This is a genomic window from Amycolatopsis samaneae, from assembly GCF_039541975.1.
GTDB lineage: Bacteria > Actinomycetota > Actinomycetes > Mycobacteriales > Pseudonocardiaceae > Amycolatopsis > Amycolatopsis samaneae.
This window is the reverse complement of the sequence record NZ_BAABHG010000013.1, coordinates 59,365-76,461: the sequence shown is the minus strand read 5'-3', so window position 1 is coordinate 76,461 and position 17,097 is coordinate 59,365. Positions and strand designations below refer to the sequence as shown.

Genomic DNA, 17,097 nt, shown 5'->3' with positions numbered 1-17,097 from the left:
CTCGGTGTCCCGAATGTGGCTTTTGAGACGTTCAACGTCGCGAATGTCGCATTCGTGGCATCGCCCCAGCCGAAGTCCGTGCCCCGGACGGGGCGTAGGGGACGGTGAGCGATGCTGGGGGCTTCCCCCGGGGCGCGTGGAGTGCTGAAGGACGCTTTCAGTGCGTTGGCCGCGCTGAAGGACGCCTTCAGTGCACTGAGCGCACCGAAGGCGTCCTTCAGCACTCGCCCACTAGGAGATGGTGGGCAGTTCCGGCGCGGAGACGTCGTAGACCTTGCCCGGCTGGGTCAGCAGCGCCGCGAGCACCTTCGCCTTGCGATCGGACTGCTCGGCGTTGCCCCAGCGCACGGTCTTCCCGTCGGCCAGCGCGAACTCAACACTGCCCGGCGTCTTCGCCGACGCGCTGGTGACCTGTTTCTGCAGCGGCTGCGGGATCTTCCCGAGCACCGCGGTCACCGCGCGGGTCACCGGATCGTCGACGGACACCTTCGGCAGCTTCAGCTGCGGTATCCCGGCCGGACGGACCTTCACCGTCTTGAACACGACGCCGCCGCCGTCGACGAGGTGGAACCCGTCCCCGCCGGGACCGCTGTCGAAGTAGGCGATCGCGGTCCGTTCGGTGACCGCGATCTCGACGGTGCCCGGCCACGACCGGGAGACCTCGACGGTCGCGATGCCGGACAGTTCGGCGACGCTGTCCCGGATCGCGTCGGTGTCGACCCGCAGCATCGGCTTCCCGTCGGGAACGGCGGCGGCCGCGCGGATCTGGTCGGCCGAGACCGTCTTGGCGCCCACCACGTCGACGGTGCTGACACCGAGCAGCGAGCTGAAGAACAGCAGGTACACCCCGCCGACGATGGCGAGCACCGTCAGCAGCGCGACCCACCGGCGCCGGATCTCCTTGCGCCGGTTGGGCCGGGGCCGGGTACGGCGGCGCTCGGCCTCCGTGCGCCGCCCGCGCCTGCTGCGGTCCGGCGGCGCGCTCGCGCGCCCGGCCTCTCCGACCGGGCGGCGCCGCTCCCGCGTCGGACTCACCCCTGCCCGCCCCGCCGATCCAGCTCGGCCAGGATCTCCGGGCCGAGCTGCGTGACGTCCCCGGCGCCCATGGTGACCACCAGGTCGGCCGGACGCACCAGATCGGCGACGAGCTTCGCCGCGACGTCGAAGGCGGGCTGGTAGTGCACCGGCACGCTCACCCGGTCGGCGATCAGCGCGCCGGTGACCCCGGGCTCCGGTTCCTCGCGGGCACCGTAGACGTCCAGCACGACGACCTCGTCGGCCAGCGACAGCGCCGCGGCGAACTCCTTCGCGAACGTCTTCGTCCGCGAGTACAGGTGCGGCTGGAACACCACGACGACCCGCCCCGCGCCCGCGGCGTGCCGCACGGCGCGCAGCTGGGCGTCGACCTCGGTGGGGTGATGGGCGTAGTCGTCGTAGACCCGGACGTCGCCGGAGCGGCCCTTGAACTCGAACCGGCGGCGCACGCCACCGAACACCGCGAGGCCCGCGAGCAGCCCGTCGACCGGGGCGCCCAGCTCGATCCCGGCCAGCAGCGCGGCGATCGTGTTGAGCGCCATGTGCTCGCCGGGCACCGCGACCCGGACGTCGATCTCCTCGCCCCGCAGGGAAATCCGCACCACGCCGCCGTCGGCGGCCGGGGTGTGGGACAGCACCTTGGCGTCGTCGTCCCCGGTCACCGAGTGCCCGTAACGCAGCACCCGGACGCCGGCGGCCTCCGCGTCGTCGCCGAGCGCCGCCGCGCCGGGATCGTCCGCGCACACGATGAGCACGCCGCCGGGCTCGATCCGCCGCACGAACTCGGCGAACACCGCCACGTACGCCTCGGCGGTGCCGTGGTGGTCCAGGTGGTCCGGCTCGACGTTGGTCACCACCGCGACCGACGGGGTGTAGGTCAGGAACGAGCCGTCACTCTCGTCGGCCTCCGCGACGAAGACGCCCCCGGAGCCGTGGTGCGCGTTCGCCCCGGACTCGTTGAGGTCACCGCCGATCGCGAAGGACGGGTCGAGACGGCAGTTCTGCAGCGCCACGGTCAGCATCGACGTCGTCGAGGTCTTCCCGTGCGTCCCCGCGATGCAGGCGACCCGGTGCCCGGTCATCAGCCCGGCCAGCGCCTGCGCGCGGTGCAGCACGGGGATCCCGCGTTCCCGCGCGGCGGCGAGTTCCGGGTTGTCCTCCCTGATCGCCGTCGAGACGACGACCGCGGACGGCCCCTCGGGAAAGGCGTCGAGGTTCTCGGCACGCTGGCCGACGAACAACTCGGCGCCCTGCGTACGCAGCGAAAGCAGCGCGCGCGACTCCTTGGCGTCCGACCCGGACACCCGCGCGCCGCGGGCGAGCAGGATCCGCGCGATCCCGGACATCCCGGCCCCGCCGATCCCGATCAGGTGCGCCCGGCGCAGTTCTTCCGGCAACGACTCGTCAGGCACCGGCGGCCTCCAGAACGATCTTGGCGAGGGTCTCGTCGGCCTCGCGGTGGCCCATGCCGACCGCGGACGCGCTCATCTTCGCGATCCGGTCGGCGTCGGTGACCAGCGGGATCACCAGGTCGGCGACCTTCGCCGGGGACAACTCGGCATCCACCACCATCAGCGCCGCGCCCGCGTCGACCGCGGGCTGGGCGTTGCCGGCCTGCTCGCCGTTGCCGTAGGGCAGCGGCACGAACACCGCGGGCAGCCCGACGGCGGACACCTCGGCCACGGTCATCGCGCCGGACCGGCAGACGACCGCGTCGGCCGCGGCGTAGGCGAGGTCCATCCGCTCCAGGTACGGCACCGGAACGTAGAACGGTTTGCCGGGGAACTCCTGGACCACCAGCGTGTTCTTCGGGCCGTGCGCGTGCAGCACGCCGACACCCGCGTCGGCGAGTTCCTTCGCCGCGCCGGACACCGCCGCGTTGATCGACCGCGCGCCCTGCGAACCGCCGAACACCAGCAGCGTCGGGACGTCGGGGTCCAGCCCGAAGTGCGCGCGGGCCTCGGCCCGCAGCGCCGCCCGGTCCAGCGAGGTGATCGACCGCCGCAGCGGGATGCCGACGACCTCGGCCTTCGGTAGCGGGGTGCCGGGCACGGCGACCGCGACCCTGGCCGCGAACCGCGCGCCGACCCGGTTCGCCAGGCCCGCCGACTTGTTGGCCTCGTGCACCACGATCGGGGTCCGGCCGCGGGCGGCCAGGTACGCCGGGAGCGCGACGTACCCGCCGAACCCGACCACCACGTCCGCGCCGACCCGCTCCAGCACCGCGCGGGTCCGCTTGACCGCGTCCCGCACCTTCAGCGGCAGCCGCAGCAGCTCCGGGGTCGGCTTGCGCGGCATCGGGACCGGCGGGATCAGTTCGAGCTCGTACCCGCGCGCGGGTACGAGCGTGTTCTCCAGCCCGCGCTCGGTGCCCAGCGCGACGACCTTCGCGTCCGGGCGCAGCCGCCGGACCGCGTCGGCGAGCGCGAGCGCGGGTTCGATGTGTCCTGCGGTGCCGCCGCCGGCGACCACGACCGTCGGCGCCTTGCCTGCGGCGGAACGCTCGGTTCCCTTGACGGGCTTACTCACCTATGACCTCTCCGGTTCACGGCACCCCGGGTGCCGCGGTTCGCTGTTGTCCGAGCCGTTTTCCGTGCCACTGCCCGCCTGGCCGGATCCCGGACCGAGGCGCGGCGCCGTTCCTGCGCCGGCGCCGGACGAGCCGTGCGGGGCGCGGGCCTGGCGGCCTTCGTCCCCCCGCGCGCCGCACCCGCCTTGCGGGCGGCCGGCGGGCGGTACGGATCGGGTGCGGGCAGCCGCAACAGGCGTCCGAACTTACCCGGGCCCTGTGACCGCAGCGCGGCCACCGCCTCGGGTTCGTGCCGGGCGGCGTTCGCGAGCACGCCCATCATGAGCATGGTGATCACCAGTGACGTGCCGCCGTAGGAGATCAGCGGCAAGGTGACCCCGGTGACCGGCAGGAGGCCGACCACGTAGCCGATGTTGATCCCCGCCTGCGCGACGATGGACACCGTCAGCGTGCCGGCGACGATCCGGATCCACGGGTCGATGTTGCGGGTGGCGATGCGCAGGCCGACCACGGCGATCCCGGCGAACAGCGCCAGCACCACCGCGCAGCCGACGAAGCCCAGCTCCTCCCCGATCAGGGCGAAGATGAAGTCGTTCTGCACTTCCGGCAGGTAACCCCAGTTGGACGCGCCCTGGCCGAGTCCCTTGCCGAACAGGCCGCCGTCGGCGAGCGCGAGCTTGGCCTGGTTCGCCTGGAACCCCTCGCCGCTGGTGTCCGCGTTGGGCGAGAGGAACGACATCACCCGCGCCAGCCGGTAGGGCGCGATGATCGCCAGCACCAGCACCCCGGCGAGGCCGCCCGCGAGGATGACTCCGACGAGCCGCTTCGGCGCGCCCGCGAACCACAGCAGCGACAGCAGCACGACCGCCAGCGTCACCGTGCCGCCGAGGTCGGGCTGCAGCATCACCAGCGCGAACATCAGCAGCGCGATCGGCACGACCGGGACGAGCAGATGGCGCCACTGGTGCAGCACGTTGTACTTGATCACCAGGATGTGCGCGCCCCAGAAGGCCAGCGCGACCTTGGCGACCTCGACCGGCTGGAAGGAGAACCCGCCGATCTGGAACCAGCCGCTCGACCCGTTGACCTCGGCGCCGATACCGGGCACCAGCACGAGCACGAGCATGCCGAGGCAGAGCACCACCGCGGTGGCCGACAGCCTGCGGACGCGCTCCAGCCTGATCCGCAGGCCGATCCAGAACACCGTCGAGCCGATCGCGACAAAGATCAGGTGCTTGACGAACAGCGAGTACACCCCGCTGCCGGTCTTCGGGTCGTAGGAGGCCACCGAGGACGCCGACAGGACCATCACGATCCCGATCACGACCAGCAGCCCGGTCAGCGCGAGCACCAGGTGGAACGAGGCCAGCGGGCGCGAAAGCCAGGCCGTCAGCGCGGAGTTGAACGCCGCGGTCCCGCGCTCGCGGCGCGGGGCTCTCGCGGGCTTGGCCTTCGCGCGGCCCTTGGCCGGGCCGTCGGATCCGGCGCGTCGCCCGGTGTCAACCACCGCCATGGGACGACTCCCCCGCACCGTCACGCAGGACACGGACCGCGGCGGCGAACGCGTCGCCGCGCTCGCCGTAGTTGCGGAACATGTCCAGCGAGGCGGCGGCGGGAGCGAGCAGCACGACATCGCCAGGGCGCGCCATGGCGCTGGCCGCACTCACCGCCGTAGTCATGGGCTCATCGTCACCCGGGACGAGGCTGTTCACCGGGACATCCGGCGCGTGTCGCGCAAGAGCGGCCGCGATCACCGGCGAATCGGCCCCGAGGAGCACCACTCCACGTAGCCTGCCGGCGACCGAGGACACGAGTTCGTCGACCGAGGCGCCCTTGAGCAGGCCTCCGGCGATCCAGACGACGCTGGGGTGCGCGCGCAGCGAGCCCGCCGCGGCGTGCGGGTTGGTGGCCTTGGAGTCGTTGACGTACCGGACACCGCCGACCTCGGCGACCTCGGCCGCGCGGTGCGGCGCGGGCTGGTAGTCCCGCAGGCCCTTGGCGATCGCCCCGGCGTCGACGCCGTACGCGCGGGCCAGCGCGGCGGCCGCGAGCGCGTTGGCGACGTTGTGCGGTCCGGACGGGCGGACGTCGGCCAGCGTCGCCAACTCCTCGGCACTGCTCGCCGGATCGGCCACGAACGCCCGATCCACCAGCAACTCCTCGACGACGCCGAGTTCCCCCGCGCGGGGGACGTCGAGCTGGAAACCGACGCGGCGTGCCTCCGCCGGGGCGTGTTCTCCGGCGATGGCGGCCGACCACGCGTCGTCGGCGTTGTGCACCACGACCGCGGACCGGTGGTGCGCGCGGCCCTTGGCAGCGGCGTACTCCGCCATCGAGCCGTGCCAGTCGATGTGGTCCTCGGCGAGGTTCAGCACCACCGACGCGGCGGGCGCGAGCGTCGAAGACCAGTGCAGCTGGAAGCTGGACAGCTCGACGGCCAGCACCTCGTGCCCGGCCCGGACCGCGTCGAGCACCGCGTAGCCGACGTTCCCGCAGGCCACCGCGTCGAGCCCGGCGGCACGCAGGATCGACTCCAGCATCCCGACGGTGGTCGTCTTGCCGTTGGTGCCGGTCACCACCAGCCACACCGGCGGCCGCTCGCGCAGCCGCCCCACCCGCCAGGCCAGCTCGACGTCGCCGATCACCTCGACGCCCGCCGCGGCCGCGGCGGCCAGCAGCGGGGACGCCGGGCGCCAGCCGGGACTGGTCACGACGAGATCGGTGCCCGCGGGCGGCTCGGCCAGCCCCGGCACCAGCTCGGCGCCGAGACCGTCGAGCTCGGCCAGCCGCTCGGCGTTCCCGTCCGTGACGGTGACCCGCGCGCCCAGCTCCCGCAGCACCGGGACCACCGACTTCCCGGTGACCCCGGCCCCGGCGACCAGCACGTGGCGACCCGCGAGGTCAATCATTCCGCTCAGCTCCCGAAGCCCAGCTGCTCGCTGTAGAACAGGCCGAGGCCGAACATGCAGCAGATCGCCGAGAGCAGCCAGAACCGGATGATCACCGTGGTTTCGGCCCAGCCGGCGAGTTCGAAGTGGTGATGGAACGGCGCCATCCGGAACAGCCTTCGCCGCGTCGTGCGGAAGACCGCGATCTGCGCGACCACCGAGATCATCTCGACCATGAACAGCCCGCCGATGACGATGGCGAGCAGCTCGGTGCGGGTCGTCATGGACAGCCCGGCGACCAGGCCGCCCAGCGCCAGCGAGCCCGTGTCACCCATGAAGATCTTCGCCGGGGCCGCGTTCCACCAGAGGAAGCCGACGCACGCGCCGGTGGCCGCGGCGGCGACCACGGCGAGATCCAGCGGGTCGCGGACGTCGTAGCAGGAGGCCTGCGGCGGGAAGTTGGCGCAGGACAGGCGCTCCTGCCAGAACGAGATCACCACGTAGGTCGCGAGCACCATGGCGGCGGCGCCACCGGCGAGACCGTCGAGGCCGTCGGTGAAGTTGACCGCGTTCGACCAGCCCGAGATCACGATGTAGCAGAAGATCACGAAGATGACCGACGGGAACGTGATCAGCGCGAGGTCACGGACGTAGGACAGGTTCTGCGACGCCGGGGTCAGCCCCCGCGCGTCGGCGAACTGCAGCGACAGCACAGCGAACACCACGGTCACCACGAGCTGGCCGACCAGCTTCGCGGTCTTGTTCAGGCCGAGGTTGCGCTGCTTGCGGATCTTGATGAAGTCGTCGAGGAACCCGACCACGCCGAGTCCCACCGCAAGCAGCAGCACCAGCAGCCCGGACGCCGAGGGCATCGCGCCCTTCGAGCTGAGCATCCAGCTGATCAGATGCGCGACGAAGTAGCCGACGACCATCGCGATGATGATCGCGACGCCACCCATCGTCGGGGTACCGCGCTTGGACTTGTGTCCCTGCGGGCCCTCCTCCCGGATCTCCTGCCCGAACCCCTGCCGGGAAAAGACCCGGATGAGGTAGGGCGTGAGGAGGATGGAGACCAGCAGACCCGCCGCGGCCGCGATCAGAATGCTGATCACGCGTCACCACCGTTCGAGCGTTCTTGGGCAGGGGCTTGTTGTCCTCCGGCAAGCGGAGCTTCGGCGAGGACAGCGTCGGCGACCCGCCACAGAGCGGCGGACTTGGAGGCCTTCACGAGCACGAGGTCGCCGGCGCGGAGCTGATCATGCAGCAACGCCGTGGCGGCCTCGACATCGGGTACCAGCACCGACTCCTCGCCCCAGGACCCCTCGTGCTGCGCGCCGTGGTGCATCGCCGCGGCGCGCTCCCCGATGACGATCAGCCGGGAGATGTTGAGCCGGACCGCGAGCCTGCCGATCTCGTCGTGCGCGCGGACGCTCTCGTCGCCGAGCTCGGCCATCTCGCCGAGCACGGCCCAGGTCCGGCGGTCCCGTCCCATCGAGGCCAGTGTCTTGAGCCCGGCGCGGACGGACTCGGGATTCGCGTTGTACGAGTCGTTGAGCACGACCACGCCGTCCGCACGGGTGGAGACCTCCATCCGGCGGTCCGAGCGTCGCTGGACCGCCGACAGCCGCGCGGCGACGTCCGCCACGGACGTGCCCAGCTCCAGCGCCACGGCCGCCGCGGCGAGCGCGTTGCCCACGTGGTGCTCGCCGAACAGCGGGAGCCGGACCTCGGCCTCGCCGTCGGGGGTGACCAGCCGGAACGACGCCCGTGCCTGCTCGTCCAGCGTCACGTCCACCGCGCGCACCCGGGCGTTCGGGCTCTCGCCGACCCCGACGACCCTGGCCTTCGTGCGGTCCGCCATGGCCGCGACCAGCGGATCGTCGAAGTTCAGGATCGCGGCCCCGTCCGCGGGCAGCGCCTCGACCAGCTCGCCCTTGGCCTTCGCGGTGACCTCCCGCGAGCCGAACTCGCTGGCGTGCGCGCTGCCGACGTTGAGCACGACGCCGATCTTCGGCGGGGTGACCGTGGCCGCCGAGGCGATGTGGCCGATCCCGCGCGCGGACATCTCCAGCACCAGGTACCGGGTCGCGGCGTCCGCCCGCAGCGCCGTCCACGGGTGGCCCAGCTCGTTGTTGAACGAACCGGGCGGCGCGACCGTGGGCCCGAGCGGTTCGAGCAGCTGCGCGATGAGGTCCTTGGTCGAGGTCTTGCCCGAGGAGCCGGTGACCCCGACGACGGTCAGACCGTCCGCGGCGAGCCGCTCGACGACGTGCCGGGCGAGCTTGGCCAGCGCGACGAGCACGGCGGCGCCCGAGCCGTCGGTGTCGCTGGCCAGTACGAAGGCGCGCTCGTAGGCGTGGCCCTCGGCCAGTGGCGGGACGACGATCGCCGGCGCGTCCACCTCGCGGGCGGCCAGCACGGCCACGGCGCCCGCCTCGACGGCCGCGGCGGCGAGGTCGTGCCCGTCGACGCGGGCGCCGGGCAGTGCCACGTACAACCCGCCCGCCCCGAGCTCACGGGTGTCGAATTCGACGCTGCCGGTCACCGTGGCACTGCCCTCGGCCCGGTGCAGCCTGCCGCCGACGACGGCGGCGATCTCGGCGAGACTGAGCACGATCACGAAGTCACCTCGAGTTGTTTTCTGATGGCCGCTTCGAGCTCGTCGCGGTCGGAGAACGGATGGACGACCCCCTTGGCCTCCTGGCCGGTTTCGTGGCCCTTGCCCGCGACGAACACGATGTCGCCGGGCCGGGCGAGCGCGACGGCCTCGGTGATGGCCTCCCGGCGGTCGCCGATCTCCAGCACCTCACCGCCCTGCGCGGGACCGACGCCGCGGGCGCCCGCGAGCATCGCGGCGCGGATCGCGGCCGGATCCTCCGAACGCGGGTTGTCGTCGGTCACGATGAGCACGTCACTGCGGCGGGCCGCCGCCTCGCCCATCAGCGGGCGCTTGCCGGTGTCCCGGTCGCCGCCGCAGCCGAGCACCGTGATGATCCGGCCCTCGGTCCGCGCCCGCAGCGCGTCGAGCCCCTGGGAGACCGCGGCGGGCTTGTGCGCGTAGTCGACGACCGCGGTGAACGGCTGGCCGAGGTAGACCCGCTCCATCCGGCCCGGCACCTCCACCGCGGCGAGCCCCGCCACGATGTCGTCGAGCCCGACACCGGCGTTGGCCAGTATCGCGGCGGCGAGCACGGCGTTGGCGACGTTGAACTCGCCCGGCAGGGGTATTCGCGCCCGCGCGGTCAGACCGCCGGGACCGTGCAGGGTGAACGACTGCTCCCCGGCCGAGGTGGCCGCCAGGTCGGTGGCCCGCCAGGCGGCCTCCGTGCCCGGTTCGGTGGACACCGTCACCGTCTGCGGCGTCAGCAGCGCCTGGCCCCACGCGCTGTCCACGACGACGACCTCGGTGGTCGAGCGCCCGTCGAACAGCAGCGACTTGGCGGCGAAGTACTCCTCCATGTCGCGGTGGAAGTCCAGGTGGTCCTGGGAGAGGTTGGTGAACGCGCCGACCGCGAACCGGGTGCCGTTGACCCGGCCCAGCGCGAGCGCGTGGCTGGAGACCTCCATCGGCACGTGCGTGACGCCGCTTTCGAGCATCACCGCGAGCAGCGCCTGCAGGTCCGGGGCCTCCGGGGTGGTGAAACCGCTGGCCAGCCGCTCCCCCGCGATCCGGGTCTCCACGGTACCGATCAGCCCGGTGGTGATCCCCGCGGCCTTGAGGCCCGCGTCGACCAGGTACGACGTCGTCGTCTTGCCGGAGGTCCCGGTGACGCCGAGGACCGACAGCCCCAGCGACGGCTCGCCGTAGATCCACGCGGCGATCGCGCCGAGCACCGCCCTCGGGTCGGGGTGCACCAGCACCGGCACACCGGCGTCGCGCAGGACGGGCCGCTCGGCGCCCGCCTCGTCGGTGAGGACCGCGGCGGCGCCGGCGGCGACCGCCTGGTCGCTGAAGTCCGCGCCGTGGGCGCGGGCGCCGGGCAGCGCGGCGAACAGGTCACCGGGCAGCACGTGCTGGGCGCGCAGGGTGGTCCCGGTGACGGTCAGCTCGGCCGCTTCGGGACCACCGGCGATCAGCCGCGCGTCCGCGCGGGCGAGCAACGTGGCCAGCGGGACCGGCTCGATCCGCGCGGGCCGTGGGGGCGCGGCGACCGCCTTGACCGGACTGGCGGGCAAAGGCGCCGCGGCCCCTGGGGAGGCACTGTGAGAACTGGACGAGGACACCGACACGGCAGGAAGGCTACTGGTGTGCCGCTCCGGTTCGTTCAGGCGGTACGCCATTTCCCGCGCCCCGGCTCGGGCATGCTATGAGGCTCGCCCGCAAAGCGTTGCCCCGCAAAGGATTCCCAGTTCGGGTACCGATTCATGTGGACACCCGCGGTTATTGATCACGCCGGTGCGGAACGTTTTCCGCCCCGCGCGCGCACGAGCCGCGAAAAGGTTGCTTTCCTGTGCGAATTCCCGCCCACACCGGGGATGCCCACACACCGTCAAGGCCACCTTACGAGCGTCTGACGCTCGTAAGGTGGCCTTGACGGCACTTCGCCGCGTGGGGTCTCAGGGCAGGACGAGCGGGACGACCGGGGCGGGGCCGTCGGAGACCGGGATCTGGTACCGCTGGCTCAGGTAGGACGCGATCGTGTGGAACAACGGCCCGGCCGAGTTGCCCGCGGGCAGCGTGGTGTCCGGCGCGTCGAGCCGGATCCCCACCACGAACCGCGGGTGATCGGCGGGCAGGATCCCGGCGAAGGTGATGTTGCTCAGCGTGTCGCTGTACGCGTTCGTCTTCGGGTCGATCTGCTGGCCGGTGCCGGTCTTGCCGGAGACCTGGTAGCCCTCCAGGCCCGCGCTGGGCGCCGTCCCGCTGTCCTGCCCCTTGCCCTTCTGCACGACCGCGCGCATCATGTCGCGCACCGTTTTCGCGGTCTGCGGGCTGACCACCTGGGTGGTCTTCGGCGCCGCTTCCGGTACCACCGTCCCGTCCGGACTGACCTTCGCCTTCACGATGCGCGGTTCGACACGCAGGCCGTCGTTGGCGATCGCCTGGTACATGCCGGTCATCTGCAGGATGGTCATCGACAGGCCCTGCCCGATCGGCAGGTTCCCGAAGGTCGAGGCGTACCACTGGCTGCGCGGCGGCACGACCCCGCCGCTCTCGCCGGGCAGGCCGATCCCGGTCTTCTGGCCGAGGCCGAACTTCTTCAGCGTGTCGACGAAGTGGTCCTCGCCGACCTTCTGCGCCAGCAGCAGCGTCCCGACGTTGGACGACTTCGCGAAGACACCGGTGGTGGTGAACGTCTGCGTACCGTGCCCCCACGCGTCCCGGACGACGCGGTCGGCGACCTTGATGCTGCCTGGGACGGCCAGGGTGGACTCCGGCGTGGCCACGCCCTGGTCGATCGCCGCGGTCGCGGTGACGATCTTGTTCACCGAACCGGGTTCGAACGGCGTGGTCACCGGCCGGTCGTTGAGGTTGTCCTCGTCCTGCAGCGTCGCCGGGTCGTTGGGGTTGAACGTCTTCGCGTCGGCCAGGCCGTACACCTCGCCGGTCTTCGCGTCCATGACCACGGCCTGGCCGCCCTTGGCGCGCGACTTCGCGACGTAGTCGGCCAGCTGCCGCTGCAGCTCGTACTGGACGTCGGAGTCGAGGGTCAGTTCCAGGTCCGACCCCGGGATGGCGGCGCGGACGTCGCGCTCGGTACCGGGGATGACGACGTTGTCGGTGCCGTTCTTGGTGTTCACCATCCGGCGCCCCGGGGTACCGGCGAGGTCGTCGTCACGCGAGGACTCCAGCCCGAAGACACCGTGGATGTTGTGCTTGGACACGTCCGGGTCTTCCATGCGCCAGTTGGCGAGCCCGACCACGTTCGAGGCCAGCGTGTCACCCGGGTACTCGCGCTTGGCGCGCTTCTCCACCCCGATCCACGCGTACTTCTTGACGATGTCCGCGGCCACCGACGGCTCGATGTCCTTGACGAGATAGGTGAACGCGTCGGGCTTGTGGAACAACGCCAGCAGCTGCTGCTCGCTGATCACGCCCGGCAGCTTCGCCGCGATGTACTTCGCCGCCTCGGCGGTCTCCGCGTCGAAGGTGCGTGCGGTGCCCGGGTTCTTCGCGGCGAACTCGTCCATGCTCTTGTGCAGCGCCTTGAGGTTCACCGACAGGGTCCGGGTCTCCACGCTGAACGCGAGCTTCGCGCCGTTGCGGTCCACAATGGACCCGCGCTGCGCCGGGATGTCGATGGACAGCGTGCGCTGCCGCTCGGCGGCGGCCGAGAGCGTGCCCGCCTCGAACCACTGCACCTGCACGAGCTTCGCGCCCGCGGCGATCATGACCGCGACCAGGATGATCCGCACCGCGGAGAACCGGCCGCGCTGGCCGCCGTTGCCCCGCTTGGCCACCGCCCGCCGGGTCCCCGCGGCGTAGGTCCGCCGGGCACTGCCCGCGGCGCGGGCGCGTGCCTGGCCCGGCCCGGCCGCCATCAGTGTCCCTCCTGCCCCGCGGGCGGCGCGGTGACGTCGCCCTCGGTGCGCTCGCCGGACGGGGCCGGGACGCGGTGCTCGGACGCGGCGGCGGGCGGCGCGGGCGGCGCCACCTCCTTGGCCTTCTTCGGCTCGCCCGAAAGGGTGGTCTTGCCGTCGGGCCCGACGATGATGCGGGCCGGGTCGTCACTGGAGACCAGTCCGCCCTGCTGCGCCGCCGGGGCCAGCGAGGCGGGCGAAGAGGCCTTGGCGACCTCGCGCTCCAGCTTCGCCTTGGTCTCGGCCAGGCTCGCGTTGGTGGTGCGCAGCTGCTCCAGGCGGTAGGAGTCGGCGATCGCCTGCGTGGTCAGCCAGAGCGTGGTCGCCACGCCGATGGCGAGCAGGCCCATCATCGCGAGCACGAACGACGCACGCGACTTCGGCCAGCTCAGCTTGAACTTGCGCGGCTGGGCCTTCTTGGCCTCGGGCCGCGGTTCCGGCCGGGGCGCGCGCTGGGACAGCAGATCGGCACGCTGCGCGCGGCGCGCGTAGGCGCGCTCGGCCGCGGTGGTGCGGCCCCGCGAAGCGCGCCGGGGCGCGGCGTCCGGCTGCGCCGTGGTGGTCCCGGGTTCCTGCTCGGCCGTGCTCCGGCTGGTGGCACGCTGGCGCGTCGCCTGCGTGCGGCGGCCGCGGGACTTCGTGGGAGCGGTCATCGTCGCGCTGCCTCTCCGATCCGTTCGGCGGCCCGCAACCGCACCGAAGCGGCCCGCGGGTTCTGCTCGATCTCCGTGTCCGAGGCCTTCTCGGCCCCTCTCGTCAGTAGCTTCAGCTCCGGGCCGTGCCCGGGCAGTTCGACCGGAAGTCCTTCCGGCGTACGGGATTTCGCCAGTTCCGCGAGCGCCTGCTTGACCAGTCTGTCCTCAAGGGACTGATACGACTCCACGACGATCCGGCCGCCCATGGCGAGCGCGGACAACGCCGAGGGCATCGCCCGCCGCAGCACCTCCAGCTCGCCGTTGACCTCGATCCGCAGTGCCTGGAAGGTCCGCTTCGCGGGGTGCCCGCCGGTGCGCCTGCTCGCCGCGGGCACGGCGTCGTAGAGCAGCTCGACCAGCCGCGCGCTGCGCGTGAACGGCTCCTTTTCGCGTTCGGCCACCACGGCCCTGACGATCCGCTGGGCGAACCGTTCCTCGCCGTAGTCGCGCAGGATGCGCACCAGCTCGCCGGGCGCGTAGGTGTTGAGCACGTCCGCGGCGGTGAAGCCGGTGGTCGGGTCCATCCGCATGTCCAGCGGCGCGTCGCGGGCGTAGGCGAACCCGCGCTCGGCGCGGTCCAGCTGCATCGAGGAGACACCGAGGTCGAACAGGATGCCGTCCACACGGGACAGTCCGAGCCCGGCGAGCGCGCCGGGCAGTCCGTCGTAGACGGTGTGGACCAGCTCGACCCGGTCCCCGTGCCGGGCCAGCCGCTCCCCGGAACGCTCCAGCGCGGCGGGGTCCCGGTCCAGCGCCACCAGGCGCACGCGGGGAAAAGCCGTCAACAGGGCGTCGGAGTGGCCGCCGAGGCCGACGGTCGCGTCGACCAGTACCGCGTCGCGATCGGCGAGAGCGGGCGCGAACAGCTCGAGGATCCGGTCGAGCAGCACCGGTACGTGCTCGTGTGCGGCTGTCATGACCTTCCCCCTTTCGCCTGCCGTGCAACCCGGGTAATACGGCGGATGCCGTCAGGTCCCTGTCCGCCCGCTTCGGACCTGGTGCCGGGGAAGGTGCACCAGGGCTGTTGAGCGGACAGAGGCCTCACGGCATCCACGCGGACGCTTTTCGGTGGCGACCGCCGGAGAACCCCCGTCCCCCGACGACTGGGGTGCTCCCTGCGCGGCCACGCGCCTAAAAGACGCCCGGCAACACTTCCTCTCGAGCCTTCGCGTAGCTGTCTTCGTGTTCGTCCAGGTAGCCCTGCCACGCCTGGGCGTCCCAGATCTCCAACCTGGTGATCGCGCCGATCACCACGCACTCCTTGTTGAGCCCCGCGTAGCGGCGGAGCTCGGACGCGATGGCGATGCGCCCCTGCCCGTCCGGGCGTTGTTCGTCCGTCCCGGCGAAGAGATAGCGCTGGTAGGCCCGGACCGCCTCGTTGGTGAACGGGGCTTCGGCGACCTTGCGTGCCATCTGCTCGAACTCCGCGCGGGGGAAGACGAAGAGGCAGTGGTCCTGCCCCTTGGTGACCATCAGCCCACCGGCGAGCGCGTCGCGGAACTTCGCGGGCAGCGTGAGCCGCCCCTTGTCGTCCAGCTTCGGGGTGTGGGTGCCGAGGAACACCGGCCTCCACCTCCCTACCGAAGCCGATGGCGAACCATCGAAATCGGCTACGGGGCTCCCTTCCGCCCCACTGCGCACCACCGTACCCCACTTTTCACCACAGTCAACGCGACCGGCGGCGTCACCACTCCGTCGTGTCAGACGTTTGTGCTGGTCAGCAGGGTGGGGTCGAGTGGGGGGTGACGTGGGGGACCGTGGCCAAGATCCCCCGCACCGGGGTCACACGGAACCGGAACGGGGCCTCGGGCGTCCGGATAACGGCCGCGAAAAGACCAGGCGGATGCTCCGTGGGGAGCAGTGGGGCGCCCCGGTGGGGCGCGGTGGGGACGCGGGTGGCGCGCGGTGGGGACGGCGGTGGGGTCCGGTGGGGAGCGGCGCCCGAACGCCCCAATGTGGCGTTCGGTGCGTTGGACGCGCCGAACGCCACATTGGGGCGCATCCGGGCGATGCGAGACCGCCGGAGGGAATGGTGCGGTGCCGGAGAGAAAGGTGTGGCTACGCGTCGACGCTCAGCAGCCCGCCGATCCGGTCGACGAGGCGCTGACTGTCCACAGGGGACACCGTGACCCACTCCTGGCCACCCCGCCCCGAAGAGGTCGCCGCGCAGTAGGCGCCGACGTCGGTGTCGAACCAGGTGAGCCCGCCCGCGCGCCGGACCCGGCCGTCCCGATCCCGCACGGACACGCTGAACTGCCCGGCGCCGTACACCGGACGCGCCTGGATCGCGAGCACCTCGCGCAGCTGCGCCGCCGACGCGGCCGACCGCGCGCCCCGTTCCCCGTACACCGGGTCCCCGGCCCCGCCGAGGCTCGACGCGGGCAAGGTGACGCCGTAGCCGGGCCCCGCGGTCAGTTCCGGCAGGATGTCGACGATCGCCGAACACCATTCGGCCGCGCCGATCCCGGACAGCGCGATGGTCTGCTCCGGCTGGGTCGCCAGCACCCCCTCCTCACCCCGCACGGCGGACACCGCGCGGAACGGCGTCTCGGCGGTCATGTCCGCGAGCGCCTCGCAGGCGAGGTAGACCTCTCCCCCGGCCAGCAGGCCGAGCCGGTCCTCCAGCGCGGGGTCGAGGCGGCCGCCGTCGCGCAGACCGCGGTCGCCGAGGTTCCGGTACACCTCGGCGCGGACCCGCGCGCGTTCCTCTTCGGTGCCGCCGACGCTGCGCACGGACAACGGGTCCGGCGGCCGCGCGAAGCCGAGGTCGGTCCAGAGGATGTCGAACGCGGACGCCGAGACCCGGATCAAGCCGGGCCCTTCGCCGGGTTCCCCAGCGAGGGCGGCGCCGCGAAACCCTGCCGGGGGACGAGCCCGTGCAGCGCGACGTCACGCGCGTTCATGACGTCGACGGCCTTCTGCCGCGCGGCCTCCGCGCGGGCGCGCTGCGCCGCCATCGCGCCCGACAGCCCGGCCAGCTGCGCGAGGTTCCCACTCGCGGCGGCCTCGCGGATCATCGCGGCGGGGTCGAACCCGACCGGCGGCGGCATCTCGGCCCTGGCCCGCGCGGCGACGTCGGCCTGCCCTGCCACCGACTCGCCGAGCGCGGTGGAGACGGTGGCCTGCTCGGTGAGCCAGCGCGTCGCCGTCCCCAGCACCTCGCGCACCGCGTCCCCGGCCTGGCCCCGCCACTTCTCGTGCGTGGTGCCGACGAGCGCGTCCAGTTCCGCGGTGGAATCGGCGAACCGGCGGGCCAGCTCCTGCCACCGCGCGCCGACCTGTCCGGCGGCCACCGGATCGTTGTCCCTGGTCACCTCGGCGGCGAGCGCCTCGTGACTGTAGGACTCGTACCGGGCCGACGGGGCCGGGACCTGCGCGGCCGCCTGTTCCGTTCCGGGCACGGGGCACACCTTCCTTTTCCGCTGAC

General features: G+C 72.4%; 14 protein-coding genes. All 14 read right to left on the bottom strand.

Annotated elements, in window-relative coordinates:
* Positions 1–231: 231 nt before the first annotated feature.
* Positions 232–1,035 (bottom strand): cell division protein FtsQ/DivIB, encoded by an 804-nt coding sequence (locus ABD987_RS30905; protein ID WP_345401904.1) that lies wholly within the window; start codon positions 1,033–1,035, stop codon positions 232–234.
* Positions 1,032–2,447 (bottom strand): UDP-N-acetylmuramate--L-alanine ligase, encoded by a 1,416-nt coding sequence (gene murC, locus ABD987_RS30900; RefSeq protein ID WP_345401901.1) that lies wholly within the window; start codon positions 2,445–2,447, stop codon positions 1,032–1,034. The genes ABD987_RS30905 and murC overlap by 4 nt, the downstream gene beginning before the upstream one ends.
* Positions 2,440–3,564: an undecaprenyldiphospho-muramoylpentapeptide beta-N-acetylglucosaminyltransferase gene (gene murG / locus ABD987_RS30895; protein ID WP_345401898.1), complete on the bottom strand. Its 1,125-nt coding sequence runs from the start codon at positions 3,562–3,564 to the stop codon at positions 2,440–2,442. The genes murC and murG overlap by 8 nt, the downstream gene beginning before the upstream one ends.
* Positions 3,561–5,078, bottom strand: coding sequence for a putative lipid II flippase FtsW (ftsW, locus tag ABD987_RS30890; protein WP_345401895.1), 1,518 nt, complete (start codon positions 5,076–5,078; stop codon positions 3,561–3,563). The genes murG and ftsW overlap by 4 nt, the downstream gene beginning before the upstream one ends.
* A complete protein-coding gene (gene murD, locus ABD987_RS30885; protein ID WP_345402449.1) occupies positions 5,065–6,471 on the bottom strand; it encodes a UDP-N-acetylmuramoyl-L-alanine--D-glutamate ligase in 1,407 nt (468 codons plus the stop codon). The genes ftsW and murD overlap by 14 nt, the downstream gene beginning before the upstream one ends.
* 8 nt (positions 6,472–6,479) lie before the next feature.
* Positions 6,480–7,565 carry a phospho-N-acetylmuramoyl-pentapeptide-transferase gene (gene mraY / locus ABD987_RS30880; protein WP_345401892.1) on the bottom strand — a complete coding sequence of 362 codons (1,086 nt, stop codon included), beginning with the start codon at positions 7,563–7,565 and terminating at the stop codon, positions 6,480–6,482.
* Positions 7,562–9,073 (bottom strand): UDP-N-acetylmuramoyl-tripeptide--D-alanyl-D-alanine ligase, encoded by a 1,512-nt coding sequence (locus ABD987_RS30875; RefSeq protein WP_345401889.1) that lies wholly within the window; start codon positions 9,071–9,073, stop codon positions 7,562–7,564. The genes mraY and ABD987_RS30875 overlap by 4 nt, the downstream gene beginning before the upstream one ends.
* A complete protein-coding gene (locus ABD987_RS30870; protein ID WP_345401887.1) occupies positions 9,070–10,629 on the bottom strand; it encodes a UDP-N-acetylmuramoyl-L-alanyl-D-glutamate--2,6-diaminopimelate ligase in 1,560 nt (519 codons plus the stop codon). The genes ABD987_RS30875 and ABD987_RS30870 overlap by 4 nt, the downstream gene beginning before the upstream one ends.
* Positions 10,630–11,010: 381 nt before the next feature.
* Entirely contained in the window at positions 11,011–12,936 is a 1,926-nt protein-coding gene (locus ABD987_RS30865) for a peptidoglycan D,D-transpeptidase FtsI family protein (RefSeq protein ID WP_345401884.1), read from the bottom strand.
* Complete coding sequence (gene ftsL, locus ABD987_RS30860; protein WP_345401881.1) at positions 12,936–13,628, bottom strand: cell division protein FtsL; 693 nt, start codon at positions 13,626–13,628, stop codon at positions 12,936–12,938. Before ftsL ends, ABD987_RS30865 begins: the two co-directional genes overlap by 1 nt.
* Positions 13,625–14,587 carry a 16S rRNA (cytosine(1402)-N(4))-methyltransferase RsmH gene (gene rsmH, locus ABD987_RS30855; RefSeq protein WP_345401878.1) on the bottom strand — a complete coding sequence of 321 codons (963 nt, stop codon included), beginning with the start codon at positions 14,585–14,587 and terminating at the stop codon, positions 13,625–13,627. Before rsmH ends, ftsL begins: the two co-directional genes overlap by 4 nt.
* Before the next feature lie 214 nt (positions 14,588–14,801).
* Positions 14,802–15,233 (bottom strand): division/cell wall cluster transcriptional repressor MraZ, encoded by a 432-nt coding sequence (gene mraZ, locus ABD987_RS30850; protein ID WP_345401875.1) that lies wholly within the window; start codon positions 15,231–15,233, stop codon positions 14,802–14,804.
* A gap of 495 nt (positions 15,234–15,728) precedes the next feature.
* Positions 15,729–16,481, bottom strand: a complete 753-nt coding sequence (locus ABD987_RS30845; RefSeq protein ID WP_345401872.1) for an ESX secretion-associated protein EspG — start codon at positions 16,479–16,481, stop codon at positions 15,729–15,731.
* Positions 16,478–17,071, bottom strand: coding sequence for a PPE domain-containing protein (locus ABD987_RS30840; protein ID WP_345401869.1), 594 nt, complete (start codon positions 17,069–17,071; stop codon positions 16,478–16,480). Before ABD987_RS30840 ends, ABD987_RS30845 begins: the two co-directional genes overlap by 4 nt.
* Positions 17,072–17,097 lie beyond the last annotated feature (26 nt).

Bases quoted from the DNA above. Each gene is read 5' to 3' on its own strand.
- ftsL (WP_345401881.1), bottom strand. From the start codon at position 13,628: ATGACCGCTCCCACGAAGTCCCGCGGCCGCCGCACGCAGGCGACGCGC.
- ftsW (WP_345401895.1), bottom strand. From the start codon at position 5,078: ATGGCGGTGGTTGACACCGGGCGACGCGCCGGATCCGACGGCCCGGCC.
- ABD987_RS30865 (WP_345401884.1), bottom strand. From the start codon at position 12,936: ATGGCGGCCGGGCCGGGCCAGGCACGCGCCCGCGCCGCGGGCAGTGCC.
- rsmH (WP_345401878.1), bottom strand. From the start codon at position 14,587: ATGACAGCCGCACACGAGCACGTACCGGTGCTGCTCGACCGGATCCTC.